The 24,551-nt window shown below is 67.6% G+C and carries 26 protein-coding genes and 1 other RNA gene; 12 read left to right on the forward strand and 15 right to left on the reverse strand.

What is annotated here, in order from left to right:
- The first annotated feature begins 7 nt into the window (after positions 1-7).
- Positions 8-289: an ETC complex I subunit gene (locus IE187_RS08490; RefSeq protein ID WP_133186327.1), complete on the forward strand. Its 282-nt coding sequence runs from the start codon at positions 8-10 to the stop codon at positions 287-289.
- Positions 290-328: 39 nt separating this feature from the next.
- Here IE187_RS08490 and IE187_RS08495 read toward each other — a convergent pair whose 3' ends face one another.
- The 4 genes from IE187_RS08495 to IE187_RS08510 are packed head-to-tail and all read right to left on the reverse strand — an operon-like array spanning position 329 to position 3,029.
- Positions 329-841: an NUDIX hydrolase gene (locus IE187_RS08495; RefSeq protein WP_189675876.1), complete on the reverse strand. Its 513-nt coding sequence runs from the start codon at positions 839-841 to the stop codon at positions 329-331.
- Entirely contained in the window at positions 838-1,521 is a 684-nt protein-coding gene (locus IE187_RS08500; protein WP_189675877.1) for a TPM domain-containing protein, read from the reverse strand. The genes IE187_RS08495 and IE187_RS08500 overlap by 4 nt, the downstream gene beginning before the upstream one ends.
- Positions 1,521-2,411: a TPM domain-containing protein gene (locus IE187_RS08505; RefSeq protein WP_189675878.1), complete on the reverse strand. Its 891-nt coding sequence runs from the start codon at positions 2,409-2,411 to the stop codon at positions 1,521-1,523. Before IE187_RS08505 ends, IE187_RS08500 begins: the two co-directional genes overlap by 1 nt.
- A gap of 33 nt (positions 2,412-2,444) precedes the next feature.
- A complete protein-coding gene (locus tag IE187_RS08510; protein WP_133186319.1) occupies positions 2,445-3,029 on the reverse strand; it encodes a LemA family protein in 585 nt (194 codons plus the stop codon).
- Between the two features lie 84 nt (positions 3,030-3,113).
- On the opposite strand from IE187_RS08510, the gene mscL reads away from it, so the two are divergent.
- Positions 3,114-3,545, forward strand: coding sequence for a large conductance mechanosensitive channel protein MscL (gene mscL, locus IE187_RS08515; RefSeq protein ID WP_189675879.1), 432 nt, complete (start codon positions 3,114-3,116; stop codon positions 3,543-3,545).
- Between the two features lie 120 nt (positions 3,546-3,665).
- Here mscL and IE187_RS08520 read toward each other — a convergent pair whose 3' ends face one another.
- Complete coding sequence (locus IE187_RS08520; protein ID WP_189675880.1) at positions 3,666-4,097, reverse strand: RrF2 family transcriptional regulator; 432 nt, start codon at positions 4,095-4,097, stop codon at positions 3,666-3,668.
- A gap of 81 nt (positions 4,098-4,178) precedes the next feature.
- Here IE187_RS08520 and ssrA point away from each other — a divergent pair.
- Positions 4,179-4,523: a transfer-messenger RNA gene (ssrA, locus tag IE187_RS08525) on the forward strand.
- A gap of 69 nt (positions 4,524-4,592) precedes the next feature.
- Entirely contained in the window at positions 4,593-5,696 is a 1,104-nt protein-coding gene (gene dinB, locus IE187_RS08530; RefSeq protein WP_189675881.1) for a DNA polymerase IV, read from the forward strand.
- Between the two features lie 117 nt (positions 5,697-5,813).
- Here the strand turns inward: dinB and IE187_RS08535 are convergent, their stop codons facing one another.
- Genes IE187_RS08535 through IE187_RS08545 form a run of 3 tightly spaced genes read right to left on the reverse strand, consistent with a single transcriptional unit; the run spans position 5,814 to position 8,922 of the window.
- The gene (locus IE187_RS08535; RefSeq protein ID WP_189675882.1) at positions 5,814-7,202 is read right to left on the reverse strand and encodes a UdgX family uracil-DNA binding protein; all 1,389 of its coding nucleotides are present in this window, start codon (positions 7,200-7,202) and stop codon (positions 5,814-5,816) included.
- A gap of 10 nt (positions 7,203-7,212) precedes the next feature.
- Positions 7,213-8,463, reverse strand: a complete 1,251-nt coding sequence (locus IE187_RS08540) for a putative DNA modification/repair radical SAM protein (RefSeq protein ID WP_133186309.1) — start codon at positions 8,461-8,463, stop codon at positions 7,213-7,215.
- Positions 8,464-8,511: 48 nt separating this feature from the next.
- Positions 8,512-8,922, reverse strand: a complete 411-nt coding sequence (locus IE187_RS08545; protein WP_229839310.1) for a hypothetical protein — start codon at positions 8,920-8,922, stop codon at positions 8,512-8,514.
- A gap of 169 nt (positions 8,923-9,091) precedes the next feature.
- Here IE187_RS08545 and IE187_RS08550 point away from each other — a divergent pair, with 169 nt between their 5' ends.
- Positions 9,092-9,397: a hypothetical protein gene (locus IE187_RS08550; protein ID WP_133186307.1), complete on the forward strand. Its 306-nt coding sequence runs from the start codon at positions 9,092-9,094 to the stop codon at positions 9,395-9,397.
- A gap of 5 nt (positions 9,398-9,402) precedes the next feature.
- On the opposite strand, the gene IE187_RS08555 is transcribed toward IE187_RS08550, so the two are convergent.
- From IE187_RS08555 to IE187_RS08570, 4 genes are all read right to left on the reverse strand, one after another.
- Positions 9,403-12,804: a chromosome segregation SMC family protein gene (locus IE187_RS08555; RefSeq protein ID WP_189675883.1), complete on the reverse strand. Its 3,402-nt coding sequence runs from the start codon at positions 12,802-12,804 to the stop codon at positions 9,403-9,405.
- Between the two features lie 160 nt (positions 12,805-12,964).
- Entirely contained in the window at positions 12,965-13,741 is a 777-nt protein-coding gene (locus IE187_RS08560; protein WP_189675884.1) for a thioredoxin domain-containing protein, read from the reverse strand.
- 23 nt (positions 13,742-13,764) lie between these two features.
- Entirely contained in the window at positions 13,765-14,475 is a 711-nt protein-coding gene (locus tag IE187_RS08565) for a thioredoxin domain-containing protein (protein ID WP_189675885.1), read from the reverse strand.
- The gene (locus IE187_RS08570) at positions 14,472-15,008 is read right to left on the reverse strand and encodes a DUF721 domain-containing protein (RefSeq protein WP_189675886.1); all 537 of its coding nucleotides are present in this window, start codon (positions 15,006-15,008) and stop codon (positions 14,472-14,474) included. Before IE187_RS08570 ends, IE187_RS08565 begins: the two co-directional genes overlap by 4 nt.
- Before the next feature lie 53 nt (positions 15,009-15,061).
- Here IE187_RS08570 and IE187_RS08575 point away from each other — a divergent pair, with 53 nt between their 5' ends.
- From IE187_RS08575 to IE187_RS08595, 5 genes are all read left to right on the forward strand, one after another.
- A complete protein-coding gene (locus IE187_RS08575; protein ID WP_189676234.1) occupies positions 15,062-16,066 on the forward strand; it encodes an A/G-specific adenine glycosylase in 1,005 nt (334 codons plus the stop codon).
- A complete protein-coding gene (locus tag IE187_RS08580; protein WP_189675887.1) occupies positions 16,063-17,439 on the forward strand; it encodes a serine hydrolase domain-containing protein in 1,377 nt (458 codons plus the stop codon). The genes IE187_RS08575 and IE187_RS08580 overlap by 4 nt, the downstream gene beginning before the upstream one ends.
- Positions 17,440-17,452: 13 nt before the next feature.
- Positions 17,453-18,319, forward strand: coding sequence for an NAD(+) diphosphatase (gene nudC / locus IE187_RS08585; protein WP_438810921.1), 867 nt, complete (start codon positions 17,453-17,455; stop codon positions 18,317-18,319).
- A gap of 122 nt (positions 18,320-18,441) precedes the next feature.
- A complete protein-coding gene (locus tag IE187_RS08590) occupies positions 18,442-19,101 on the forward strand; it encodes a SatD family protein (RefSeq protein ID WP_189675889.1) in 660 nt (219 codons plus the stop codon).
- A complete protein-coding gene (locus IE187_RS08595; RefSeq protein WP_189675890.1) occupies positions 19,101-19,532 on the forward strand; it encodes a hypothetical protein in 432 nt (143 codons plus the stop codon). The genes IE187_RS08590 and IE187_RS08595 overlap by 1 nt, the downstream gene beginning before the upstream one ends.
- A gap of 197 nt (positions 19,533-19,729) precedes the next feature.
- On the opposite strand, the gene IE187_RS08600 is transcribed toward IE187_RS08595, so the two are convergent.
- Entirely contained in the window at positions 19,730-20,620 is an 891-nt protein-coding gene (locus IE187_RS08600) for a prephenate dehydratase (RefSeq protein ID WP_189675891.1), read from the reverse strand.
- A 134-nt stretch (positions 20,621-20,754) separates the two neighbouring features.
- On the opposite strand from IE187_RS08600, the gene IE187_RS08605 reads away from it, so the two are divergent.
- On the forward strand, positions 20,755-21,471 hold the full coding sequence (locus IE187_RS08605) for a c-type cytochrome (RefSeq protein ID WP_189675892.1): 717 nt from the start codon (positions 20,755-20,757) through the stop codon (positions 21,469-21,471).
- Positions 21,472-21,519: 48 nt separating this feature from the next.
- Here IE187_RS08605 and IE187_RS08610 read toward each other — a convergent pair whose 3' ends face one another.
- Together IE187_RS08610 and IE187_RS08615 are read right to left on the reverse strand one after the other, a co-directional pair.
- On the reverse strand, positions 21,520-22,458 hold the full coding sequence (locus IE187_RS08610; protein WP_189675893.1) for an LOG family protein: 939 nt from the start codon (positions 22,456-22,458) through the stop codon (positions 21,520-21,522).
- A gap of 37 nt (positions 22,459-22,495) precedes the next feature.
- Complete coding sequence (locus IE187_RS08615; protein ID WP_133186283.1) at positions 22,496-23,161, reverse strand: extensin family protein; 666 nt, start codon at positions 23,159-23,161, stop codon at positions 22,496-22,498.
- A 146-nt stretch (positions 23,162-23,307) separates the two neighbouring features.
- Here IE187_RS08615 and IE187_RS08620 point away from each other — a divergent pair, with 146 nt between their 5' ends.
- Positions 23,308-24,441 carry a phosphoserine transaminase gene (locus IE187_RS08620; protein WP_189675894.1) on the forward strand — a complete coding sequence of 378 codons (1,134 nt, stop codon included), beginning with the start codon at positions 23,308-23,310 and terminating at the stop codon, positions 24,439-24,441.
- Positions 24,442-24,551: the final 110 nt, after the last annotated feature.

Below are 24,551 nucleotides of genomic sequence, written 5' to 3' on the forward strand. Positions count from 1 at the left end.
AGACGCCATGTCGATCGCCCGAATCTATCAGCGCCCCAAGAACGCCATGTCGTCGGGCCGTGCCCGCACCACCAGCTGGGTGCTCGATTTCGCCCCTGCCGAAGCCAAGCAAGCCGACCCGCTGACCGGCTGGGCCGGCTCGGGCGACACGCGCGACCAGGTGCGGCTGAGCTTCCCGACACAGGAAGCCGCGATCGCCTATGCCGAGCGTGAAGGTCTTGCCTTCACCGTCGTCGCCGCGCCGACGCGGACGCTCAAGCTGCAAAGCTACGCCGACAACTTCCGCTGACGGCGAGGGTTGATCGGGAGCGGATTGCCCCTCGCCGATTCAGCCAGCCAGAATTCCGCCGCTGAGCAGTAGTAGCATCTTGACGTCGATCGCCACGCCCTCGGCGCGCTTTGCGGCGACGAACGCCGCGATCTCGCCGAGCGGGACGCGGTGGACGGTGATGTTCTCGCCCTCGACCCCGCCGCCGGCACTCACCTGCGTCAACCCGGTGGCGCGGACGAGCGTAAAGCCCTCCGAGACCATCCCCGGCGAGGAATGGAAGAAGCCGATCGTTTCGATCGTCGCCGCGGTATAGCCCGTTTCCTCCTCGAGCTCGCGCGCGGCCGAGGTGTGGATGCCCTCGCCTTCGGTTTCATCGCCGACAAGGCCAGCCGGCAACTCCAGACAGCGCTTCCCGAGCGGCACGCGGTATTGCTCGACCAGGATCACCGCGCCATCGTCGATCGCGAGGATGACCGCGGCGCCGATCCCGCGCGCGCGCGCGACATATTCCCAGGTCCCGTCTTTGATAACCTTGATGAACTTGCCGTCCCACACCGTCTCTGCGGTCATACTTCGATCAGCCTATCGGGGAGTTCGTTGCGGTCGTCGGAGGTCTTGGGAAAGGTTTCGGACAGGATCGTGCCGATCTGCTCGACCGCCGCTGCCATTCCGGCGGCGGGCCGTCCCGCGCGCGAGTGCGCGACCAGCGCCGCCATCGCCGCGCCCCAGCGCTCGGCCGGGACCGCGCGGTGGATCGCTTCGTCGGCGACGATTTCGGCCATGCGCTCGTCGCGCGACAGATACAGCAGGATCCCGACGCGCGCGGTGGTGCGCAGCTCGGCACCGACCTTGAAATACTGGATCGCGCGACGCCGCACGCGCCGCGCGCGCGTCGCCTTCGGCACCAGCGCGATCCGCCACGCGGCACGCCCGAGCGCATAGCGGACGATCAGGAAGACGATCGCCTCGACCACGAGCAGCGCCGACAGCAGCAACCGCGGATCGGCGGGCGATTCCCACCCGTCCGAAAAGCCTGCGGGCCACCGCTCGATCGCGGCCGGATCGATCGTGAACAGCGCGACGACGAGCAGCATCGCCGCCACCGCATAGTGCAGCGCGGCGTCACGATACTCGTCCGAGCGATCGCTGACGATCGTCACGATCTCGCCGTCGGTCCCCGCCTCAGCAGCCTTGACCGCCGCGAGCACGACCGCGTGGTCCGCCGCCGTGAGATGCGCTGTGCGCGGCATTACCAGTCTCCCGAGGCGCCACCGCCCCCAAAGGATCCGCCGCCGCCGCCGGTGAAGCCACCGCCGCCCCAGCTGCCATCGGAACCGCCGCCGCCACCGCCGCCGCCACCGCCGCCGCCACCGCCCCAGCCGCCGCCCGAATCGCGACGCGAATCGCTAAGACTGCTGAGCACAGAGCCCCACAACACCGCCGAGCCGATCCCGTCATTATACTGCCGCCCGCCGCCGCGCCGGCGCAGGCTCGACAGGATGACGAAGCCGATCACAAGGCCCCAGAAGATCATCCCGAACGGAATCCCGCCGCCGCCGCGCGATGTGCTGCGCTTGTGCGTCGCATCGAACGCGGCTGCCGCCTTGTCGAGATTGGCCTTCTGTTCCTCGGGCGATGCTCGCAACTGCGCGATGACGGCGTCGGTGCCGGCCTCCATCGCGCCGGGAATGTCGCTCGGCTGCTTCTTGAGCAGCGGCAGCATCTTCTCGCGGATCATCACGCCCGAAAACGCATCGGTCAGGAAAGGTTCGAGACCATAGCCGACTTCGAGCCGCGGCCCGCGATGCCCGGCGGCCTCGTTCGGCGCGATCATCAGGATCGCGCCGTTGTCGACGTCCTTGAGGCCGACGCCCCAGGCACGCCCGAGCCCGACGCCATATTCGGACAGCTCGCGCCCCTGCAAATCGGGGAGCGTGACGACGACCAATTGCCGCTTGGTGTCCTTCTGCAACGCCTCGAGCTTGGCGGTAAGATCGGCCTCGGTCTCTGGCGGCAGGACGTTGGCGGCATCGACCACCAATCCGGTAAATTTCGGATAGGTCTGCGCCGCTGCCGGGACGAGCCCCAGCAGCAGCGCGACCAACGTCGCAAGCAAGGCCTGAATCAGGCGCATCGGCATCACATCGCCTTCAGGGCCTTCGGCCCGGTTACTTTAGTTGGTGTTGCCGAAATTGACCGCAGGCGCCTCTTCCGCGCCCGTGCTCGTCGCCTTGAACGGGACGAGCGGCTTCGCGCCGTAGAACACCTTCGCGCCGATCGCGTCGGGGAAGGTGCGGATCGTCGTGTTATACGATTGCACCGCGTCGTTATAATCGTGGCGCGCGGTCGAGATGCGGTTCTCGGTGCCTTCGAGCTGCGTCATCAGCGTGGCGTAATTGCCCTGCGACTTGAGCTCGGGATAGGCTTCCTGGAGCCGCTGCAGCGACATCGTCACGCCGGCCTGCGCCTTCTCGTAACTGGCGACCTTGGCCGGATCGGAGAGATCGGCACCCGAAACCTTGACCTGCGACGCCGAGGCGCGCGCCTGCGTCACTTCGACCAGAATCGACTTTTCCTGCGCGCCCGCGGCCTTCACCGTCGAGACGAGGTTGGGGATGAGGTCGGCGCGGCGCTGGTAATAGTTCTCGACATCGGCCCATTTGGCCTTGGCATTCTCTTCCGCGGTCGGAACGCTGTTGAGCCCGCAGCCAGCCAAGGTGACGGCGCCGAGGAGAACGAGCGGAGTGCGGTACTTCATATCGTAGGGATCCCTTCAGATCTTGCGTCACCATGATAGCCGGGTACGATGGCCTCGCGAAATGAAATCGGAAGGGGGCGCGCGATGTTCAAGGAGTTCAAGGCATTCATCGCGCGGGGGAACGTGCTCGATCTCGCCGTCGCGGTGATCATCGGCGCCGCGTTCGGCAAGATCGTGACTTCGCTGACCGACGACGTGATCATGCCGGTCATCGGCAAGATCTTCGGCGGACTCGACTTTTCAAGCTATTTCGTCGTGCTGGGCAAGGTGCCGCCGGCGCTTGCCGGATCATCGGATTATGCCGCGCTGAAAAAGGCCGGCGTGCCGCTGTTGGGCTATGGGACGTTCATCACCGCCGCGGTGAACTTCGTGATCGTCGCCTTTATCATCTTCCTGATCGTGCGCGCCGTGAACCGGCTGATGCCCAAGGCGCCCGAAGTCGTTGCCGAGCCCGTAGAGCCGACCGATGTCACCTTGCTGCGCGAAATTCGCGACGAGCTGAAGAAGCGCCCGTGAAACGCGGATAGCCCCTCCCCTTCAGGGGAGGGGTTGGGGTGGGGACGTCTAGGCACAGGGCAGGTCTCGGTGAGACTCGGCCCCACCCCCAACCCCACCCCTGACGGGGAGGGGAGCACGTCAGGCAGCGACCAATTCCTCGGCAGTCGCATCGGCAAGACTGGTGCCATCGAGAATCCGTGCGGTCTCGTCGCGCACGCGCATCATCGCGTGGCGGATCGCGCAGGTCGCCTCGTCCTTGCAGTCCTTGCACGAGCGGTATGCGGTACGGCTGACGCACGGCACAAGCGCGAGCGGCCCCTCGATCACGCGGATGATCTCGCCGAGCGAAATCAGGTGCGGCGGGCGCGACAGGCAGTACCCGCCCATCTTGCCGCGATGGCTGTGGAGAAACCCCGCCTCGCGCAGATCGGCGAGGATCAGCTCGAGGAACTTGCGCGGCACGTTCGCCTCGGCGGCGATGCGGTTCATCGGGATCGGGGGGCTTCCGTCGGGGGCTTGCGCCAGGAACATCATCGCGCGGAGTGCGTAGCGGGAACGTTGCGTCAACATGATATACTAACCCATGCACCCGATTTGTGGCGAGTGAAAGGCGGAAGGTGTCAAACCGGGCCTTTTCATCATGTTGCAACGCCCCTTTTCACGCGGCTGTAACATGCCTATATCGCCCATGCCGGGCTTGCCCGGCTATGGTGATAAAGTGCGGCGTAGAATAGATGCAGCGGACCCGGGGGCAGTACCCGGCGACTCCACCACACCCCCTCTCTCCAGAGGGGGTATGACGGGGTCGAACTAGGATCGACGTGTATTGAAAGGCGCTGTTTTTGCCCAGGCTGAGTAACCTGTTCAAGGCTCATAACCACAAGTGCAAACGATAACCATGCACTCGCGATTGCTGCGTAACACTAAGGCCTAACGGTCTAAGTTACTAAGTTAAAAGCGCGGTCCGGGCCGCACCGGGCAACAGAAGCGGACACCGGCGGTCCGGGGGGCACCGAGCAACAGAAGCTCCCCACCTATCCTGCGGCGAGTAGCGTTACGCGAAGCATGGCCGACTCCGACAGCGCCCCACCCCCGCCCCCGCCCCCACAGCGCAAGATCATCCATATCGACATGGATGCCTTCTATGCCTCGGTCGAACAGCGCGACGATCCGGCGTTGCGTGGCAAGCCCGTCGCGGTCGGCGGATCACGCGCGCGCGGCGTGGTCGCGGCGGCGAGCTATGAAGCACGGACCTTCGGCGTGCGCTCGGCGATGCCCTCGGTCACCGCGCTGCGACGCTGCCCTGATTTGGTGTTCGTGCCGCCGCGTTTCGACGTCTACGGCGCGATCTCGCAGCAGATCCGGGCGATCTTCGCCGACTATACCGACCAGATCGAACCGCTCTCGCTCGACGAGGCGTATCTCGACGTGACCGAGGACCGCCACGGCCTCGGCTCGGCCAAGGCGATCGCCGAGCAGATCCGCGCGCGGATCAAGGCCGAGACTGGGCTCACCGCGTCGGCGGGCGTTAGCTACAACAAGTTCATTGCCAAGCTCGCCTCGGACCAGAACAAGCCCGACGGGATCTGCGTCATTCCCCCGGCGCGCGGCGCGGCGTTCGTCGCGAGCCTGCCGGTCAAGCGCTTCCACGGCGTCGGCCCGGTGACCGCGACGCGGATGGCGGCGCTCGGAATCGAGACCGGCGCCGACCTGCGCGAGCAACCGCTCGCCTTCCTCCACGCGCATTTCGGGAGCTATGCCGACTATCTCTACGGCGCGGCGCGCGGGATCGACCATCGCCCGGTACGCAGCAACCGCGCGACCAAGTCGGTCGGCGCCGAGCGGACGTTCGAGACCGACATCGCGTCCCCTGCCGATCTCCACGCCGCGCTCGACCGGGTCGCCGAGGCGGCGCTGGTGCGGATCGAGCGGCACGGCGTGCGCGGACGGACGGTGACGCTCAAGCTGCGCTTCTCGGATTTCCGCACGATCACGCGGGCGCGCTCGCTCAGTCGCGGGGCGTTCGACCGCACAAGCTTCGTCGCGGGCGGACGTGCGTTGCTCGATGCGCAGCTTCCGGTGCCGCTCGGCGTGCGCTTACTCGGGCTGACGCTGTCGGGCATCACCGACAATGAGGAAGCGACCGAGCAGGCAACGTTGTTGCTGTAGCGCCCGTCGTTCCCCGGCGAAGGCCGGGGCCCAGTTGCGAGCGTTGGCGGTTCTAGCACAGCCTCCGTCCCATAGCGCCCACGACTGGGCCCCGGCCTTCGCCGGGGAACGATGCCGCTACGCCACCCGCTCCCCGACCCGCTGCAGATCCTCGACGAAGCGCGCATATTCCGCATCCGCCTGCGCGCGGTCGGGAATCCGCAGCAAATAGCTCGGATGCACCGTGATCCACGCCTCGCCCCCACCGGGCAGCGTCAGCGCGCGCCCGCGCTCCTTGCCGATCGTCACCACGCGCCCGAACAGGCTGCGCGCCGCGGTCGCGCCGAGCGCCACCGTCACCTTCGGCCGGACGAGCAATTGCTCCTGCTCGACCCACCAGCGGCACGCGTCGATTTCGCCGGCGTCGGGCTTCGCATGGATGCGGCGCTTGCCGCGCGGTTCGAACTTGAAATGCTTGACCGCGTTGGTGACGTAGACACCCGCGCGCTCGATCCCCGCGGCCGCCAGCGCGCGGTCGAACACCTGCCCCGCCGGCCCGACGAACGGCTTGCCCGCCAGATCCTCCTGGTCGCCGGGCTGCTCGCCGACGAACATCAAGCTGGCATCGACCGGCCCTTCGCCGAACACCGTCTGCGTCGCGGGCCCGTAGAGCGAACAGCGCGTGCACCCCGCCGCTTCACCCCGCAAAGCCGCCCACGCCGCGTCGATATTGTCGCCGATGTCGCGCTTCGTCTGCGCCGTCGCCATCATCCCGCTCTCGCGCGCCTGCGCGCCCGCGATGAGGCCTGCCACCAAGGCGGTCTCGGGCATGTTCTTCCAATATTTGCGCGGCATTTCCTTCAGCATCATGCCGATCTTGAGCCGGGCCGGGTTGAAGATCGAGGCGTAATAGGTCTTCCACACTTCCTCGATCGGGTCGCCGTCGGGCGCGTCGCTCTTGGCGGCACAGGGGCCTTCGGCGAGCGTCTCGCCGTCCCAATGCAGCGACAGCTCGGGCGTCAGGATCGACCAGCGCATGCTCGAAAAGCGATCGAGGAAAAAGCCGGCATTGGCGCGCACGATATGATGCTCGGGCTCGAACCAGGCGACGAAACGCGCGACGCCATCCTCGTCGACCTCGCGGAAGCGCAGGAAGGCGCGCATCTTGTGGATGTCCTTGCGCACTTCGTGCGCGAGATGCTCGAGCCGCCGGAGCAGCGGATCGGCATGATCCTCGATCGCGCCAGGCTGCACGCGGATTCGCGCAAGCAGCGTGTAGAGCAAGGCGAAGCGCTCGGGATCGCGGTGGAGCACGGCCTTCTTCGCCAGATCGATAAACGCGCGCGGCACCGCAAAGGCCGGGCCGGTCGGCACCATCGTGTCGGCGGTCGCCGCGAACAGGTCGGTCGGGTTGCCCGCGCCCTGCCAGACGACGTCCTCGGGCGGCACGCCCGCAGCGGCGAGACTGCGCGCGGCATCGCGCCAGCCGTCGAAATCATCGGGTTCGGCAAGAGTAATCGCGCGCATCAAGCTCCCCTTATGCCGCGAACAACTCCAATTGCTCGGTCTTGGGTGCAACCACCGGTCGCAATTCGGCGCGATCGCTGAGCGCGACCGGGCGCCAATCTTCGGCGATCAGGAACGGTCGCACTTTCGCGACGGACACCGTGAGCCGGGCGACATCGGCGAGATGCAGCCGCCGCCAGCGCCGCGCTGCCAGGATCGCGGTCACCGCCTTCACCCCCAGCCCCGGCACGCGCAGCAACGCCTCGCGCGGCGCGCGGTTGACGTCGACCGGGAACGACCCGCGGAACTTGAGCGCCCAGGCAAGTTTCGGGTCGATGTCGAGCGGCAGCATCCCCGTCGTCGCGTCGGCGGCGGCGACGACATCGGCCGGCGTGTAGTCGTAAAAGCGCATCAGCCAGTCCGACTGATACAGCCGGTGTTCGCGCATCAGCGGCGGGCGCTGGAGCGGGAGCACAGCACTCGCATCGGGGATCGGGCTGAACGCCGAATAATAGACGCGACGCAGGCCGAAGCGATCGTACAGCGTCGACGCCTTGGTGACGATATCGCCGTCGGTCGCCGCATCCGCCCCGACGATCATCTGCGTCGATTGCCCGGCAGGCGCGAAGCGCGGCGCCGACTTGAAGCGCTTCTTGGCATCGCTCGTATCGAGGATCGCGGTCTTGGTGTCGCCCATCGCGCCCTCGATCCGCGCCGCCGACTTTTCGGGTGCGAGCCGCGTCAGTCCCGCGACGGTCGGCAGCTCGACATTGATCGAGAGGCGATCGGCGTGGAGCCCGGCCTGATGGACGAGTTCGGGATCGGCGTCGGGGATCGTCTTCAAATGAATGTAGCCGCGGAAATCATGATCCTCGCGCAAGCTGCGCGCGACCTCGACCATCTGCTCCATGGTATAGTTCGACGATCCGATGATCCCCGACGACAGGAACAGTCCCTCGATATAATTGCGCCGGTAAAAGGACAGCGTCAGCCGCACGACCTCCTCCGCGGTGAAGCGCGCGCGCCGCACGTTCGAGCTCTTGCGGTTGATGCAATAATGGCAGTCGAAGATGCAGCTGTTGGTCAGCAGGATCTTGAGCAGCGAGATGCAGCGGCCATCGGGCGCATAGGCGTGGCAGATGCCCATCCCCTGATCGGTCGAGCCGATCCCTTTGCCGTCGCGCGACGTACGTTTCACCGATCCCGAAGAGGCGCACGACGCATCGTATTTGGCGGCGTCGGCAAGGATCGCGAGTTTCTGCTGGACGTCGAGCTGGGCCATACGTTCGATATATGTTCCGCGCCGCCCAGACGCAACCCAAGTTAGAATTCAGAAGCCCGAATGAAGCCCCACCCGCTTCTCGTGCGTCACGTCGCTCTTCGAGCCGACCAGCCGCCCGGCCTTGCCGTCGACGCATTCGACTTGCGCGACGATCCGCACCCAACGTCGCTTGCCGTCGATCTCGATCTCGGCGTCGAGCATGAAGCCGGTCTTGTCGCGGATCGCAGCCATGCGCAGGCATTCGAGCGCGATACGCGATTCAGGTGTGTAGCATGCCGCCGCCGTGGCGCGATCGAGCACGCTGCCGCGCGGGAACCCGAACAGATCGTAGACGCCTTCGCTCCACGTCAGCGTTTCCGTTGCAAGGTCGCACGCCCAAAGGCCGGTTTTCACCATCGTCGGCATGGCCGCGTATGGAATGATGTCGCTCTGCGGCCCGTATAGTGTGGCATCGTTCATGCACGTTGCCTTGCCTTGCCCATTTCAGCCTTGCTCATTTCACCCGCCATATTGCTCAACAAAGGTTAATCAAATGATCGCCAAGACGAGATTGTTCGCTCGGCGATGCAACCCTCGCCGCGACGGAACGTTACGCACCCGAATAGGGTCAAAAAGGGATTATACCATCATGCGTCACCTCTTCCTCTCGCTCGCCGCCGCTTCGCTCGTCATTCCGGCAACGATGGCCCTCCCCACCGACAAGGCCGAAGCGCGCAAGCATCGCTATTACGGCAAGTCGAACCGCCATTATTCGTGCCGCCGTTCGTCGGGAACGACCGGCCTGCTCGTCGGCGGTGCCGGTGGTGCGCTCGCCGGTAATGCGCTCGGTGGCGGCGTGCTCGGCACGGTGGCCGGCGGCGTCGGCGGTGCGCTCCTCGGCAAGCATCTCGACAAGCGTCACGACGCTGCGCAGAACCGTCGCAACGGCTGCTGATCCGACTACTCGGCGGCGAGGAGGCTTTCCGCGCCGCCGAGATCTACCGAGACGAGCCGGCTGACGCCTTGCTCGACCATCGTTACCCCGAACAGCCGGTGCATCCGGCTCATCGTCACCGCATTGTGGGTCACGATCAGATAGCGTGTCTGCGTTTCGCGCGTCATCGCGTCGAGCAGCCCGCAGAAGCGCTCGATATTGGCATCGTCGAGCGGCGCATCGACCTCGTCGAGCACGCAGATCGGCGCCGGGTTGGTGAGAAACAGCCCGAAGATCAGCGCGACCGCGGTCAGCGCCTGTTCCCCACCCGATAGCAGCGTCAGCGACTGGAGCTTCTTGCCCGGCGGCTGCGCCATGATCTCGAGCCCGGCCTCGAGCGGGTCGTCCGAATCGATCAGGTCTAGATGCGCGCTGCCGCCGTTGAACAGCGTCGTAAACAGCCGCCGGAAATGCCCGTCGACCGCCTCGAACGCGGCGAGCAGCCGCTGCCGCCCTTCGCGATTGAGCGTGCCGATCGAGCCGCGCAGCCGGTTGACCGCGAGCCCCAGTTCCTCACGCTCGGCGGCATTGCCCGAACTTGCCGCTTCGAGTTCGGCGAGCTCGGTCTCGGCGACGAGATTGACCGGGCCGATGCGGTCGCGATCGAGCATCAGCTTTTCGTGGGCGGCCGACTCCTCGGCCGGGCTGCGCACCGTGCCCCCCTCGAACCCGACGCGCTCGGGGAGTAGCACCGAAGGGCATTGAAAGCGCTCGCCCGCCAGCCGGTTCATCTCGACGCGGCGCAATTCCTGATTTTCCGCGCGTGCCGTCGCGCCTGCTCGGGCTTCACGCGCTTGCGCCAGCGCTTCCGCCGCCGCTGCCGCACGCGCCTCGGTGTCACGCAGCGCGGTTTCGGCGGCGCGCTCGGTCCTCGCCGCGTCCTCGGCCTCGGCGCGTGCTGCGGCGTGCGACTGTTCGAGCGCTGCGACCTCGTTCGCAAGCGCCTCCGGGCGGCCGATCAAAGCTTCGGCTTCCGTGGCAAGCTCGCCATCGCGCTTGTCCATCTCGGCGATCCGCCGCGCCGCCTCGCCCGCGCGCGTCCGCCAGCCCTTCGCTTCGGCCGCCATCGCCGCGAGCCGTTCGCGCGCACTCGCAACATCGCGGTCGATCCCGGCACGATCGGCGCGCGCGGTTGCGATCGCGCTGCGCCGCGCCTCTGCCTCGGCCGACAGCGTGCGGACGCGCTCGCGCGTCGCGCTGCCATCGGGGAGCGCAGCATGCAGCGCGGTCGCGCGGGCGACCTCGGCTCCCGCCTCGTCATGCTCGGCATCGATCCGCGCGCGCCGCGACGCCAGATCGGCGCGTTGCGCCTCGATCCGTTCGATCGCCGCTGTCGCGCGGTCCTCAGCCCGCGCCGCTTCTCGCGCACGCATTTCCGCGCTTTCCAGCGTCCGCCGAGCCGCCACCGCTGCCGCGCGCGCGTTGGCGATCGTCGTGGCGATGCGCGAGAGCTCGGCGTCCGCAGCCTCGACCGCCAGCACCGCTGCGGGACGCAGCGCGGTGATCGCGCGCAAGCGATTGATCCGCTCGAGCCGCTCGGCGGCCGCCGCACCACCCGACTTGGCGACATAGCCATCCCAGCGCCGCAGCACGCCGCCCAGCGTTACCAGCCGCTGCCCGACCGCGAGCGCAGCGCCGTCGTCGCTGTCGACCACCATGACCTGCGCGAGCCTCCGCGCGAGCGCCGCGGGCGCGACGACGTGCTGCCCGAGCGGCACCGTTCCCTGCGGCGGCGGCGGGTCGCCCGGCGCGACCGTGGCGCCCGCCCAGTGCCGCTCGCCCGCCGGATCGAGCCCGGCTTCGAGATCGTCGCCCAGCGCCGCGGCGAGCGCGCGCTCATAGCCCGGCTCGGGCTGGACTTGGTCGAGCAGCCGGTCACGCCCGTCGCGGCGCGTCGCCTTGGTCAGCGCGGTCGCCTCGCTGTCGAGCGCGGCGAGATCGGCGTGCGCCGTCGCGCGCGTCGCCTGTGCGCCGTCGCGCTGCGCGATGCCGCCGCGCTCATCGGCATCGGCGCGGGTGAGCGCGGCGCGCGCATCTTCACCGTCGTGGAGCGCCTGGGTTCGCGCGGCTCCGGCCTCGGAGCGCTGCGCGACGAGCGGCGCGGCATCGCCGAGCGCCGCAGCCTCGGCGGTCACGCGCGCGAGATCGCGCGCGCTGCGCTCGGCGCGCGCGAGCGCTGCCGAAAGCGCCGCATCGGCAACACGCGCGTCGGCTGCCTCGGTCGCTTGCGCGGCAAGCGCTTGCGCGAGCGCGACCTCGGCGTCGCGTCCGGCGCGTTCGGTATCGCTCAGCCGCGTCTCGAGCTCGGGCACGCGCGCAATCGCCGCGGCAAGCGCCGCATCGAGCCGCTCGGTCTCGTCGGTCATCCGCGCGATCGCCTCGGCGGCATCGCTCGCGAGCGACCCTTCGCGCGCGCGGTCGTCGGCAAGCCGCAGCCGCGCCGCCGCCAGCTCCTGCGTCCGGCGCACCGCCGCGGCCTGTTCACCGCGCAATCCGCCGAGCCGGTGTCCCGCTTCGCTCGCCGCCTCGCGCAGCGCCTGTGCCGCGCCGCGCGCCTGCGCCAGTGCCTCGGTCGCCGCCAGCGCATGGGCGGCGGCGGAGCGCTGCGCCTCGGCGGCGGCGACGACGCTCGCCTCGCACGCCACCGCCTCGGCCTTGGCCGCATCCGCTGCCGCTTGCGCATCGCGCCAGCGCGCGAAGATCATCCGCGCCTCGGCGATGCGGATCTGGTCGGAGAGCGCGCGGTAGCGTTCGGCCTGCCGCGCTTGGCGCCGCAAAGCATTGGCGCGGCCGTCCTGTTCGGCGATCAGTTCGTCAAGCCGCGTCAGATTGGCTTCGGTCGCGCGCAGCTTCTGCTCGGCGTCCTTGCGGCGGACGTGGAGCCCGGCGATCCCTGCCGCCTCCTCGAGCATCGCGCGGCGTTCCTGCGGCTTGGCGGCGATGATCGCGCCGATCCGCCCCTGGCTGACGAGCGCGGGCGAATGCGCGCCCGTCGCCGAGTCCGCGAACAGCAACGCCACGTCCTTCGCGCGCACGTCGCGCCCGTCGATCCGGTACGCCGAGCCCGCCCCGCGCTCGATCCGGCGGACGACTTCGCTTTCCTCGCCCTCCGCCTCGATCAGCATCGACACTTCGGCGAAATCGCGCGCGGGCCGCGTATTGGTGCCGGCGAAGATGACGTCGTCCATCCCCGCGCCGCGCAGCGACCGCGCCGAGGTCTCGCCCATCGTCCAGCGCAACGCCTCGAGCAGGTTCGACTTGCCGCAGCCGTTGGGGCCGACGATGCCCGTCAGACCCGGCTCGATCCGCAGATCGGCCGCGTCGACGAAGCTCTTGAAGCCGGAGAGGCGGAGCCGCTTGATCTGCATTCAGAGCCCCCCGGCCGGAGTGAAAACAGCGGGGCGTCCTCCCAAAACTAGGCCGTCACCCCGGGCCTGTCCCGGGGTCCACCGTCGTCGGCACCCCATGATCGCGGACCATGCGGCACCGTGGATGCCGGGACAAGCCCGGCATGACGGGCTAGGTGCGTTACGCCCCGGCGCGCTTGAGCGCTGCCTCGACGTCAGCCCAGGTCACGCCGTCGACCTTGGCGCCGTTGATGATGAAGGTCGGCGTACCCGTCACCGCCGCGCCGTCACCCTTGCTCATCATGCCGATGATCTCGTCGAGCGCCGCCTTGTCGGCGATGCACGCGCGCGCCTTGGCCTCGGGGATGCCGCGCTGCTTCACGAACTCGACATAGCCGAGATAATCGCCCCACGCTGCGGCGGCCTCGTTCGGGGTCTTGCCCTGGAGCTGCGTCTGCAGCGCGGTGGTCGCCGCCTGGTCGGCGAGCTTCGCCTCGAATTGCGGCTGCGCCACGTACATCGCTTCGAGCAGCGGGAAGAAGGTCGCGGTGCCGACGCAGCGGCCGAGCAGGCTCGGCGCGAAATCGGGCTGGCCGTGAACCAGATAGTCGCGGAACTCGTAACTCACCTTGCCGGTCGAAACGTAATTGTCGGTCAGCGGCTTCTGCCCGGTCTGGCCGAACGCACCGCACGTCGGGCACGTGCGCGAGCCATATTCCACGACCTTGATCGCCGCATCGGGATTGCCCATCCGATAACCGCCCTCGGGCGTCTTGACGACGGTGTCGATCCACTTCTGCCCGGCGGCCGAAGGCGTCACTGCCGCGGTGCTGGTGCCCGCAACGGTGCCGCCCGACGTCGTGCCGCCGGCGCTGTTGCCGCCCGAAACGGCATCGTTTCCACCGCACGACGCGAGCGACAGCGCGGCAACCGCGGCGAACAGGATACGAGGGGTCATCGATAGGCTCCTAGTCAGTAAGATCATTTGGCGACGGCGGCGCGCACGAGCGGCTCGAGCGCCGCCCAGTCGTACACATTGGCTTGCGCCGCGCCGTTGAGCACGAACGTCGGTGTTCCGGAAACCGCATAGGCCTTGTTGGCGGCGTCAGCGCGCGCGACGAGCACATCGATCTTCTTGCGATCGGCGAGGCAGGCATTGGCCTTGGCGAGCGGCAGGCCGCGCTTCACCACGAAATCGGTATAGCCATAGAATCCGGCGAGGTAGCTCGCGACGGCGTTGGGCGTCGCGGTCTGCAATTCCTTCTGCTTGGCATCGGGGATCGCGTCGCTACGCCCGACCAGCGTCTTTTGCTCGGCCATCATCGCATCGAGGACCGGGAAGAACGCACGCGTCGGGACGCACTGGCCGAGCAGGATCGGCCCGAGATCGAGCGCGCCATGCACCGGATAATCGCGGAATTCGTAGCTGACCTTGCCGCTTGCGATATAGCCGGCCTTGAGCGCCGGAAGGCCCTCGACATCGAAGCGCGCACACAAGGGGCAGGTCCGCGAGCCGAACTCGATCAGCTTGACCTTCGCCGCCGGGTTGCCCATCCGCACCCCGCCCTCGGGCGTCGCGACGACGGTCTGCAGCCACGCGGCGTGCGCCGATGCCTTTTTCGGCGGAGCGGCCTCAGCCGAAGAAACCAGAGCGACGCCCAACACCAGCGCCACCAGACCAAATCGCATCATTCGTCTCCACCCACGCTCGGCGCCCCGCGCGTCGCTGCGACACCCGCCGCCAAGGCCTCGAGCACCGCCTTCAATTCGGGATCGGCGATCGTCCTGAGGCTCGCGCCGAGATCGACCGGCACCGGCTTCAACGACGGCGGCGCGGCGCGCGGTCGCGGCACGGGGACGTCGCCCTGGCGGAACTGCACCTTGGCGACCGCGGCATAGCCGAAGAAGCGATTGACGCGCTCGATGATCTCGGGCGCGATATGCTGCATCATCGTCGCATGCGCGCCGCGCACGACGAGATTGAGCGTGCCGCCGATACGCTCGCCGTGCGGGAATTTGATCGATTCGGGCGACGACACGCCGGCATAGCGCGGCCCGACGATCTCGCTCCAGCGGCTGACGACCGCGCTCTGGACGAAACCGAAGCGGCGAAACGCGGCGCGGCCCGCATCGGGCAGCAGCTCGGCGACCGATCGCGCACGGCCGCCGCGCGGGCGTTCGGCGACGGGTGCAGGAGTGGCGCGCTTGCTCATTGCGTCGTCCATGCCATAGCGGAGCCGTGTCCGCCAAGCGTCCTTCCGCCCCGCCAGCAAAACTCCTGCTCGATTGGTACGATAGCCACGCGCGCGATCTGCCGTGGCGCGCCGCGCCCGGTAGCAACGCGCCCGATCCGTACCGGGTGTGGCTCTCCGAGATCATGCTCCAGCAGACGACGGTCGCCGCGGTGCGCCCGAAGTTCGAGGCGTTCGTCGCGCGCTGGCCCAGCGTCGAGGCACTCGCCGCCGCGCCCGAGGCCGATCTGATGGCGGCATGGGCGGGGCTCGGTTACTATGCCCGCGCCCGCAACCTCCACGCCTGCGCCCGCGCCGTCGTCGCCTTGGGCGATTTCCCGACGACCGAAGACGGCCTGCGCGCGCTGCCCGGCGTCGGCGCGTACACCGCCGCCGCCATCGCCGCGATCGCGTTCGGCGAACGCGCGGTGGTGGTCGACGCCAATGTCGCGCGCGTTGTCGCGCGGCTGTTCGCGATCGAACGCCCGCTGCCCGGGGGTATGCCCGAAGTGCGCGCGGCGACTGACGAGATCACCCCCGACACCCGCTCAGGCGATTTCGCGCAGGCGATGATGGACCTCGGCTCCTCGGTCTGCACCCCGCGCAGCCCGCGCTGCCTCGCCTGCCCGCTCTCGAGCGTGTGCGAGGGCTACCGGCTCGGCAATCCCGAGGGCTTCCCGATCAAGGCGGCGAAACTCGCCAAGCCGCAGCGCCACGGCACGATCTTCTGGGCGCAGCATGACGACAAGGTCCTGCTCGTCCGCCGCCCGCCACGCGGGCTGCTCGGCGGAATGCGCGCGCTGCCGACCGGGCCGTGGGCCGACACCCCGCCCGGCCTCGCCGATCCGCCACTCGCCGCCGGCTGGCAGATGCTGCCCGAAACCGTCGCGCATGTTTTCACGCACTTCCGGCTCGAACTGTCGCTTGCGGTCGCGCGCGTGGATGGGCATTCGGACGACGGCGAATGGTGGGATGTGACCGAGATCGACTCGGCGGGCCTGCCGACGGTATTCGCCAAGGCGGCGGACGCCATCAGGAGGGCAAGACCATGATTCGAGCGATGATTCCGATCACGTTGCTGGCGACGATCGCCGGATCCGCGGCGCTCGCCGGGCAGGCGTCACCGCAGCCCGTCCCCCAGCAGTCCGCTCCAGCGACAGCTGCGAACGACGATTTCGTCGTGACCGAACGGCTTGGCAGCAAAGATCTGGCGCGCTTCCCGAAGACCTTCGGGCTGTTCACCGATTACATCAACAGCAACAAAATCCCCGGCGTGGTCGGCGCGTTCGGCCAAGGTCAGACGCCAACCGCGATCGTCGCCTCCGGCAAGCTCGGCGACGAGCCAGGCGCTCCGCGTGTGGACAAGGACAGCCTGTGGCGCGTCTATTCGATGACCAAGCCGATCACCGCGATGGCCGCGATGATCCTGATCGAAGAGGGCAAGATGCGCCTCGATCAGCCGGTCAGCGACTTCATCCCCGCGTTCAAAACCATGCGCGTCCAGATCAGCCCCGATTCGCTCGAGACGCGCCCTGCGACCAAGCCGATCACGATCCGCAACCTGCTCACCCACACCGCAGGGCTCGGCTACACGATCATCACCAAGGGCCCGCTGCTGAAAGCGTATGAAGACGCCGGCATCACCCCCTTCACCTCCGACGCCAAGACCGAGGCGCAGCTCCGCCTCAAGCGCCCCGCGACGCTGGAAGCCTTTGCTAACAAGGTCGCCACGCTCCCGCTGATCGCCGAGCCCGGCACCAAATGGAGCTATTCGATCGGCCTCGACGTGATGGGCCGCGTGATCGAGGTCGCCTCGGGCCAGTCGTTCGACGGCTTCCTCCAGCAGCGCATCTTCACCCCGCTCAAGATGAACTCGAGCTATTTCCAGGTCCCCGCATCGAACGCGCGCCGCCTGGCGACGGGCTATTTCATCGCCGGCAACACGCGCGTCCCGCTCGATCCCGGCGCGACCTCGGTCTTTCTCCAGAAGCCGAGCTTCCCCTATGGCGGCGCCGGGCTGGTGACGTCGGCAACCGATTACGACCGCTTCCTCCACATGCTGCAGAACGGCGGCAGCCTCGACGGCGTCCGCATCCTCAAGCCCGCCACCGCCAGGCTCGCCATGTCGAACCTGCTGCCGACCGGCGTGATCTACCCCGGCGCGGTCTCGGCGACCGGCGGCACGACCAACCCGCAGGGCTTCGGCGCGGGCGGCTCGGTCACGCTCAACGACACGCCCGGCGGCCCGGCCAAGGGCACCTATGGCTGGGGCGGGGCTGCGGGCACGATCGCCTGGGTCGATCCGGTCAACCAGGTCCGCGCGACGATCATGGTCAATTACCTGCCGGGCGACAAATGGCCGCTGCGCGTCGAATCGACCAAGGCGGTGTATGCCGACCTTGCCCCCTCGCTCCAGCGCAAGTGATCGGCATAGCGTGATGTCCCCAGGCTTTACCGGCGGTCTGCTCGACCGCGCCGATGCGCTGCGCCACGATCCCGAGGGGTTAGCCGCGGCACGCAGCGACTGGCGCGCACGCGTGCTGCGGCTCGACCGCTTCGAGCCCGAGCTCGATGGCGAGGGCCGGCTCGGCTGGTCCTCGCTCGCCGAGACGCCCGAGGAGGCCGAGCTGATCCTGCTCGGTTTCGACGAAGCGCGCCGCCCGCATTTCGCGGCGTATCTGCCGGGGATGCGCGCACCGGCCGGGCGCTCGCCGCGGCTGTTCGCGCTGCTCGACCAGTTCGCGCCGGGCGAGGCGGCGACCTACGCCGCGGCGCGCTCGGTGCTCGACTGGCACAGCCGCCACCAGTTCTGCGCGAATTGCGGGCACCAGACCGCGCTGTTCCGCGCCGGCTGGGGCCGCGCCTGCCCCAATTGCAAGGCCGAGCATTTCCCGCGCGTCGACCCAGTGGTGATCATGATCGCGGAACATGATGGCCGCGCGCTGCTCGGCCGCCAGCCGGCGTTCCCGCCGGGCCGCTACTCTGCGCTGGCGGGGTTCCTCGAGCCCGGCGAATCGATCGAGGAAGCCGTCGCGCGCGAAATCATGGAGGAAGCGGGCGTCCGCGTTTCGGGCGTGCGCTACATCGCGAGCCAGCCCTGGCCCTTCCCCTCCTCGCTGATGATCGCCTGTGTCGGCAGCGCCGAGGACGACGCGATCACGCTCGACACCAACGAGCTCGAGGACGCGATCTGGGTGTCGCGCGACGACGTGCGCGCGGTGCTGGCGGGCGGCGACGGCCCGTTTTTGCCGCCGCCGCCTTACGCGATTGCGTATACGTTGTTGAAGGCTTGGGCCGAGGGATAATTGCCCGCGTGCAGGCCTCGTTCCCTGTTGTAACGCCGACCCGCCACCTAAGCTGATGACCCTCTTTTGGGCTAATTCGTACGTTGACCCATATTTGGGTAAAAACTACTATTGACCCTAATATGGCAAGTGATCACTCCTATGCAGCCCTGATGGGCGACCTGGTGCGCAGCGAAAGCAGCGAGGCCATCGACGCGCTACATGATCATTTCAACAATGCCGTCGATCGCCAAAACGATGAGCGAAGGCCCGCCTTGGCATCGCCGCTCACCATCACGCTAGGGGATGAATTCCAGGGATTGATGCTGTCATTCCGTGAAGCGGCCTTCGCGGCGCGCGCAATGCGGCTCGAGCTGTTTGGCCATGGCATCGAATGTCGGTTCGTCATCGGGGCGATTTCGCTTCGTACTCCGCTCAACGACAAGCGGGCGTGGAACATGATGGGACCGGGACTCAGCGCGGCACGCGCCAAACTCAACGACAAGCGGGCGTCATCGCTCTACCGCTTTTCCTTTCCGAACGATCCTCTCCTGGAGCAGCTGCTTGATGCAATCGGGGCGGGCCTGACCGCCATCGAGCGGCGCTGGACCGAAACACAGCGCAGTGACGTTCTCGCCGCCCTCGACGGTTTGAACGCAACGGACATTGCCGCGCGGCGTAACGTGTCGGTGCATACGGTATACAAAGTGCAGCGGTCGGGCGAGCTTGATCTCTACCAGACCCAATGGCAGGCTATTTACGAAGCACTTGCCGCCATCGATCGCAAGTCTGGAGGCGGGTGATGCAACAGATCCTTCACGCGCTGGCATACACGATCGCGGGATATTTTCTCCTTACCTGGTTTGGCAATGTTCTTTGTCGCCAGATCTTCAGTTTGACGGGGCTCAAAGACGCGACGGCGAGCGATGACGCGCCAGCGCACAACGCCGGCCGGTGGATCGGCACGCTTGAACGGATCATCCTTGCGATCGGGGTCATCCTGCAGCGCTGGGAAATCCTCGCTGCCGTCATCGCGCTCAAAACCGTGTCACGCTTCAAGGATTTGGATAAGCGCGACTTTGCCGAATACTTTCTGGTCGGTTCGCTGTTTAGCATCCTGTGGGCCATGCTCGTTGCCGGCGCCTGGCAAGCCTATGATCATAGTGTGGGCATGGATTTGCGCCATCGCGCAACGGTCCTGCTTGGCGTGGAGGCAATAAAGCCAAAGGCGTGACGACAGTCCGCAGGAACGCGCGCGTCTCCTCCACATCAATCGGCGATAGCCCTGTCCTACAAGCGACGTTCATGATATGTACCACGCCGCTCTTTGAAATCGTCGAGCCCGCGCAACCGCAATAGCGCAGAAATGGAAACGATCGCCGTTGTAAACACCACGTTCAGGGGTCAATCGAGTCAACCAACCGCCTCCCCTCACCCCCGCGCCCGCGCGCGCCGATACGTCCCCAGCACGCGCACCCATTTCGAATGGAACCCCAGTTCCTCGAGCGCGCGGTCGAGCCCATGCTCGCCCGGCCGCCCCTCGACATCGGCGTAGAACTCGGTCGCGGCAAAGCTCCCGCCGCGCTGATAGCTTTCGAGCTTGGTCATGTTGACGCCGTTGGTCGCAAAGCCCCCCATCGCCTTGTAGAGCGCGGCGGGGACGTTCTTCACTTCGAAGATCAGCGTCGTCATCCACGCACCCTCACCAATCGGGGGATGCCCAGCGCGCGCCAGCACGACGAAGCGCGTCGTGTTGTGATCGGCGTCGGCAATGTCGCTGGCGAGCGTCTCGAGCCCGTACAGCGCCGCCGCACCCGGCGGGGCGAGCGCCGCGAGCGTCGGGTCGCCACGCTCGGCCACCACCGCCGCAGCACCCGCGGTGTCGGGATAGGCGACCGGCGCGATGCCGCGCTCGCGCAGCCAGTGGCGGCATTGGCCGAGCGCTTGCGGATGGCTCATCGCCTCGCGCACGCCCGAGAGCGGCCCCTGCCCCATCAGCGCATAGCGAATGCCGAGGAAATGCTCGCCGGTGATCACCAGCCCCGATTCGGGGAGCAAGAAATGGATGTCGGCGACGCGCCCGTGGAGCGAATTCTCGATCGGGATGATCGCGCAATCCGCCCGCCCGTCGCGCACCGCGTCGATCGCGTCGGCGAAGTCGAAGCACGGCAGCGGCAGCCCGTCGGGGAACGCCTCCACTGCGGCGATATGCGAATTGGCGCCGGGCGCGCCCTGAAAGGCGACCGCGCGGTCGGGCGCGGCGGCGGCGGCCTGGGTCATCTGGGCGACGAGCGCGCGGGCGGGTTCGGCGAAATTTTCCATGGGAGCCGGGCGGTAACCGCCTTGCATCCGTGCGGCAAGCTTGGCTTGCGGTGCGCCCCGCGCGAATCTATGGGTCAAACCAACTACGTGGTCCTTCAGGGGGACCCTCCTGCGGCAGAGGCGGAAAAACGAGCATGGATAACCGGACCAACACGATTGCGGGCTGGATTTTGGGCAGCATGGCGGCTGCGCTCGCGCTCGGTATTGCCGGCCACATGATTGTCGCGCCGATCACGTCTGAGAAAGAAGGCTATCCGATCGAGGCACCGGCCGACGACGCTGGTGGCGGCGGCCCCGCCGCGCCCGACAAGCCGATCGCCGATCTGCTCGCCACCGCCGACGCGACGCACGGCGCCGATGTCTTCAAGAAGTGCGGCGCCTGCCACACCGTCGCGCAGGGCGGCGCCAACGGCATCGGCCCGAACCTGTGGGGCACCGTCGGCGAGGCGATCGCGCAAGGCAAGGCGGGCTACGCCTTCTCCGACGCGCTCAAGACCGCGGGCGCCGGCAAGAAGTGGGATTTCGATCAGCTTAACAAGTGGCTGACCAGCCCGCGCGCCTATGCCGCAGGCACCAAGATGACCTTTGCCGGTCTGACCGACGCCAAGGATCGTGCCGACGTGATCCTCTATCTCAACACGCAGGGGTCGAACCTGCCGCTGCCCGCCCCCGCGGCCGGTGCGCCGACCGCAACCGACGCCAAGGCGCCGCCAGCGGCTGGCGCGGCCGATCCGGGCGGCAAGGCCTCGCCGAGCGCAGCGGGTCTCGGCAACGAGACCGCGCCCGCCGCAGCCGGCAAGGTCTCCTCCTCGCCGCTCGGCCGCGAGACCGCGGCGCCGGTCGCCAAATAACCTCAGAAGGAAAAGCCCCTCCCCTTTAGGGGAGGGGCGAAGAAGGGCTCAGTCCTTGTCGCGGTAGAAGTCCTTCACCACCGCCCAGCCTTCCTCGGCGGTTTCGACGAAGGTGAAGATGCTCAGATCCTTCGCCGAGACGACGCCTTCCTCGACCAGCGCCTCGAAATTGACGACGCGTTCCCAGAATTTGCGACCGTAGAGCAGCACCGGGATCGGCGCGATCTTGCCCGTCTGGATCAGCGTCAGCAGCTCGAACAGCTCGTCGAATGTCCCGAACCCGCCCGGGAACGCCGCCAGCGCGCGCGCGTGGAGCAGGAAGTGCATCTTGCGCAGCGCGAAATAGTGGAACTGCATCGACAGCGCGGGCGTCACATAGGGGTTCGGCGCTTGCTCGTGCGGCAGCACGATGTTGAGCCCGACCGATTCGTACCCCGCCTCGGCCGCACCGCGGTTAGCCGCTTCCATGATCGACGGCCCGCCGCCCGAGCAGACGACGAATTGGCGCTTGCCCTCCTCGTCGACCGGGAAGGCGCTGACGAGCTGCGCGAGTTCATAGGCGACGTCGTAATATTTCGACTTCTCGACCAAGCTCTCGGCAATGCGGATCGACGCTTCGTTGCGATCGACCGCGTTGCGCGCGAGATCGAGCAGCGCCTGCGCCTTGGACGGTTCGGGGATCCGCGCCGATCCGTACATCACGAAGGTCGAGCCGATCTTGGCCTCGTCGAGGATCAGCTGCGGCTTGAGCAACTCGAGCTGGAAGCGGACCGGGCGCAGATCCTCGCGCAGCAGGAAGTCCATGTCCTGGAAGGCGAGGCGATAGGCCGGGTTCTCGGTCTGCGGGGTGCTGACGGCGGCCTTGGCATTCTCGGCGTCCTGGCGTGCGCGCGCAAAGACGCGGGCTGGGACATGCGTATGCGTGTCGGGGCTGTGGCTGTCAGCGTGCGTGGCGTCGGGCGTTCCCGATTTCGGTGTCTCTGTCATCCACCGCATCTAAGCGCCGCGCGCGCGAATTTGAAGCCTAGCGGCAGAACGCCTTGTGATCGTCCTCGAAATGGAAGTGGTTGGCATGCGCCGCATTGTAGTCCGGGCTGAGCACCGTGCCGAAGCGGCGGCACGCCGAATCGTGGATCGCGCGCAGGAACGCCCGCGCATTGGGATCGCCGCCGTTCCAGTCCTGCTGAACCGTGATTCGCCGCCCGTTCCTCAGCACGACCGCGGACACATCGACCGCATTGGCAAGCGCGTGCCCCGACAACCGCCCCGCCCCCGCCGCCGATCCGATCACGGCGCGACACGCATATGTTCCCATGCTTTCGACGCGGACCACGTCGCTGCCGAGCATCTGCCGCGCGGCAGGCGCGACGGCATGTTCGATCCAGCCGGTGAAACTGCGCGCGAGGCCGCAGCGCATCGCCTTGAGATTGGTGACGGGTACGCCGATGTCGATCAGTTGCACCGCCCCGACGATCTGGCACCCACCGCCATAATCGCGATCGGGCAAGGGCGAATAGCGCACATCCTCGCGCGACAGATCGGCGAAGCACGCTTGCGTCTCGCGACTCGTCGGCAGGCTGAGCGTGATCGGCCGGCTCCCGCGCGGGCGAGTCGGCGGGCGCTGGTCGTGTCCGCTCGAACAGGCGGCGAGCAGCAGCGACACGAGGACGGTGAGAGAGCGGCGCGACATGGCGACTCGATACCAACCCGTTGGTTAACGCCGCCACAACCTTGCGACGAACGACTCATCGCTTGACGCGCGCTGCGCGGGCTCTAGGACCGTCGACGGGCCACGCGGTCCCAACGCCGCGCGTGCTCTCTGTAAGGAGAGACTACATGACTGACGTACCTGCCGTCCCGGCGATCAAACCGGCGCGCCCCTACTTCTCATCCGGCCCGTGTGCGAAACCGCCCGGCTGGTCCCCTGAAAACCTCGCTACCGAATCGCTCGGCCGCTCGCACCGTTCGAAGATCGGCAAGACGCGCCTCCAGCTCTGCATCGATCTGATGCGCGAACTGCTCAAGCTCCCCGACACGCACCGCATCGGCATCGTCCCCGGCTCCGACACGGGTGCCTATGAAATGGCGATGTGGACGATGCTGGGCGCGCGTGCCGTCACCGCGCTTGCCTGGGAAAGCTTCGGCGAAGGCTGGGTCACCGATGCGGTCAAGCAGCTCAAGATCGATCCCACCGTCGTGCGCGCCGATTATGGCCAGCTGCCCGATCTGGACGCGGTCGATTGGTCGAACGACGTTTTGTTCACCTGGAACGGCACCACCTCGGGCGTCCGCGTGCCGAACGCCGACTGGATCCCCGAGACCCGCGAAGGCCTGTCCTTCGCCGACGCGACCAGCGCGGTGTTTGCCTACGACATCGACTGGGCGAAGATCGATGTCGCGACCTTCTCGTGGCAGAAGGTGCTCGGCGGCGAGGGCGCACACGGCGTGCTGATCCTCGGTCCGCGTGCCGTCGAGCGGCTCGAGAGCTACACCCCCGCCTGGCCGCTGCCGAAGGTGTTCCGCCTCGTGTCGAAGGGCAAGCTCACCGAAGGCGTGTTCAAGGGCGAGACGATCAATACGCCATCGATGCTCGCGGTCGAGGATTGCATCGCAGCACTCGAATGGGCGAAGTCGATCGGCGGCGCGGACGGGCTGATCGCCCGCTCGGACGCCAATGCCGCAGCACTCGACCAGATCGTGGCGGAGCGTTCGTGGCTCGGTCACCTGGCGGCCGACGAGGCAACGCGCTCGAAGACCAGCGTGTGCCTGACGGTCGAGGGCGCCGACGAGGCGTTCATCAAGACCTTCGCCGGCCTGCTCGAAAAGCAGGGCGCCGCGTATGACGTCGCCGGCTATCGCGACGCGCCGCCGGGCCTGCGCATCTGGTGCGGCGCGACGGTCGACACCGCCGACGTTGTCGCGCTCGGCCCGTGGCTCGACTGGGCCTACGCGACCGCCAAGGCCGCCTGATTGACGTCGCCTCGGCGGAGGGCTCCCATCAAAGTGATACTTTGATGGGGCCCGGAGGCCGGGGCCGCTGCGCAACTGACCGCAGCACATCCCCCATAGCGGCCCCGGCC

The sequence above is a fragment of the Sphingomonas glacialis genome (assembly GCF_014653575.1).
Taxonomy (GTDB): domain Bacteria; phylum Pseudomonadota; class Alphaproteobacteria; order Sphingomonadales; family Sphingomonadaceae; genus Sphingomonas; species Sphingomonas glacialis.

Bases quoted from the DNA above. Each gene is read 5' to 3' on its own strand.
- IE187_RS08490 (WP_133186327.1), top strand. From the start codon at position 8: ATGTCGATCGCCCGAATCTATCAGCGCCCCAAGAACGCCATGTCGTCG.
- IE187_RS08495 (WP_189675876.1), bottom strand. From the start codon at position 841: ATGACCGCAGAGACGGTGTGGGACGGCAAGTTCATCAAGGTTATCAAA.
- IE187_RS08500 (WP_189675877.1), bottom strand. From the start codon at position 1,521: ATGCCGCGCACAGCGCATCTCACGGCGGCGGACCACGCGGTCGTGCTC.
- IE187_RS08505 (WP_189675878.1), bottom strand. From the start codon at position 2,411: ATGCCGATGCGCCTGATTCAGGCCTTGCTTGCGACGTTGGTCGCGCTG.
- IE187_RS08510 (WP_133186319.1), bottom strand. From the start codon at position 3,029: ATGAAGTACCGCACTCCGCTCGTTCTCCTCGGCGCCGTCACCTTGGCT.
- mscL (WP_189675879.1), top strand. From the start codon at position 3,114: ATGTTCAAGGAGTTCAAGGCATTCATCGCGCGGGGGAACGTGCTCGAT.
- IE187_RS08520 (WP_189675880.1), bottom strand. From the start codon at position 4,097: ATGTTGACGCAACGTTCCCGCTACGCACTCCGCGCGATGATGTTCCTG.
- dinB (WP_189675881.1), top strand. From the start codon at position 4,593: ATGGCCGACTCCGACAGCGCCCCACCCCCGCCCCCGCCCCCACAGCGC.
- IE187_RS08535 (WP_189675882.1), bottom strand. From the start codon at position 7,202: ATGCGCGCGATTACTCTTGCCGAACCCGATGATTTCGACGGCTGGCGC.
- IE187_RS08540 (WP_133186309.1), bottom strand. From the start codon at position 8,463: ATGGCCCAGCTCGACGTCCAGCAGAAACTCGCGATCCTTGCCGACGCC.
- IE187_RS08545 (WP_229839310.1), bottom strand. From the start codon at position 8,922: ATGAACGATGCCACACTATACGGGCCGCAGAGCGACATCATTCCATAC.
- IE187_RS08550 (WP_133186307.1), top strand. From the start codon at position 9,092: ATGCGTCACCTCTTCCTCTCGCTCGCCGCCGCTTCGCTCGTCATTCCG.
- IE187_RS08555 (WP_189675883.1), bottom strand. From the start codon at position 12,804: ATGCAGATCAAGCGGCTCCGCCTCTCCGGCTTCAAGAGCTTCGTCGAC.
- IE187_RS08560 (WP_189675884.1), bottom strand. From the start codon at position 13,741: ATGACCCCTCGTATCCTGTTCGCCGCGGTTGCCGCGCTGTCGCTCGCG.
- IE187_RS08565 (WP_189675885.1), bottom strand. From the start codon at position 14,475: ATGATGCGATTTGGTCTGGTGGCGCTGGTGTTGGGCGTCGCTCTGGTT.
- IE187_RS08570 (WP_189675886.1), bottom strand. From the start codon at position 15,008: ATGGACGACGCAATGAGCAAGCGCGCCACTCCTGCACCCGTCGCCGAA.
- IE187_RS08580 (WP_189675887.1), top strand. From the start codon at position 16,063: ATGATTCGAGCGATGATTCCGATCACGTTGCTGGCGACGATCGCCGGA.
- nudC (WP_438810921.1), top strand. From the start codon at position 17,453: ATGTCCCCAGGCTTTACCGGCGGTCTGCTCGACCGCGCCGATGCGCTG.
- IE187_RS08590 (WP_189675889.1), top strand. From the start codon at position 18,442: ATGGCAAGTGATCACTCCTATGCAGCCCTGATGGGCGACCTGGTGCGC.
- IE187_RS08595 (WP_189675890.1), top strand. From the start codon at position 19,101: ATGCAACAGATCCTTCACGCGCTGGCATACACGATCGCGGGATATTTT.
- IE187_RS08600 (WP_189675891.1), bottom strand. From the start codon at position 20,620: ATGGAAAATTTCGCCGAACCCGCCCGCGCGCTCGTCGCCCAGATGACC.
- IE187_RS08605 (WP_189675892.1), top strand. From the start codon at position 20,755: ATGGATAACCGGACCAACACGATTGCGGGCTGGATTTTGGGCAGCATG.
- IE187_RS08610 (WP_189675893.1), bottom strand. From the start codon at position 22,458: ATGACAGAGACACCGAAATCGGGAACGCCCGACGCCACGCACGCTGAC.
- IE187_RS08615 (WP_133186283.1), bottom strand. From the start codon at position 23,161: ATGTCGCGCCGCTCTCTCACCGTCCTCGTGTCGCTGCTGCTCGCCGCC.
- IE187_RS08620 (WP_189675894.1), top strand. From the start codon at position 23,308: ATGACTGACGTACCTGCCGTCCCGGCGATCAAACCGGCGCGCCCCTAC.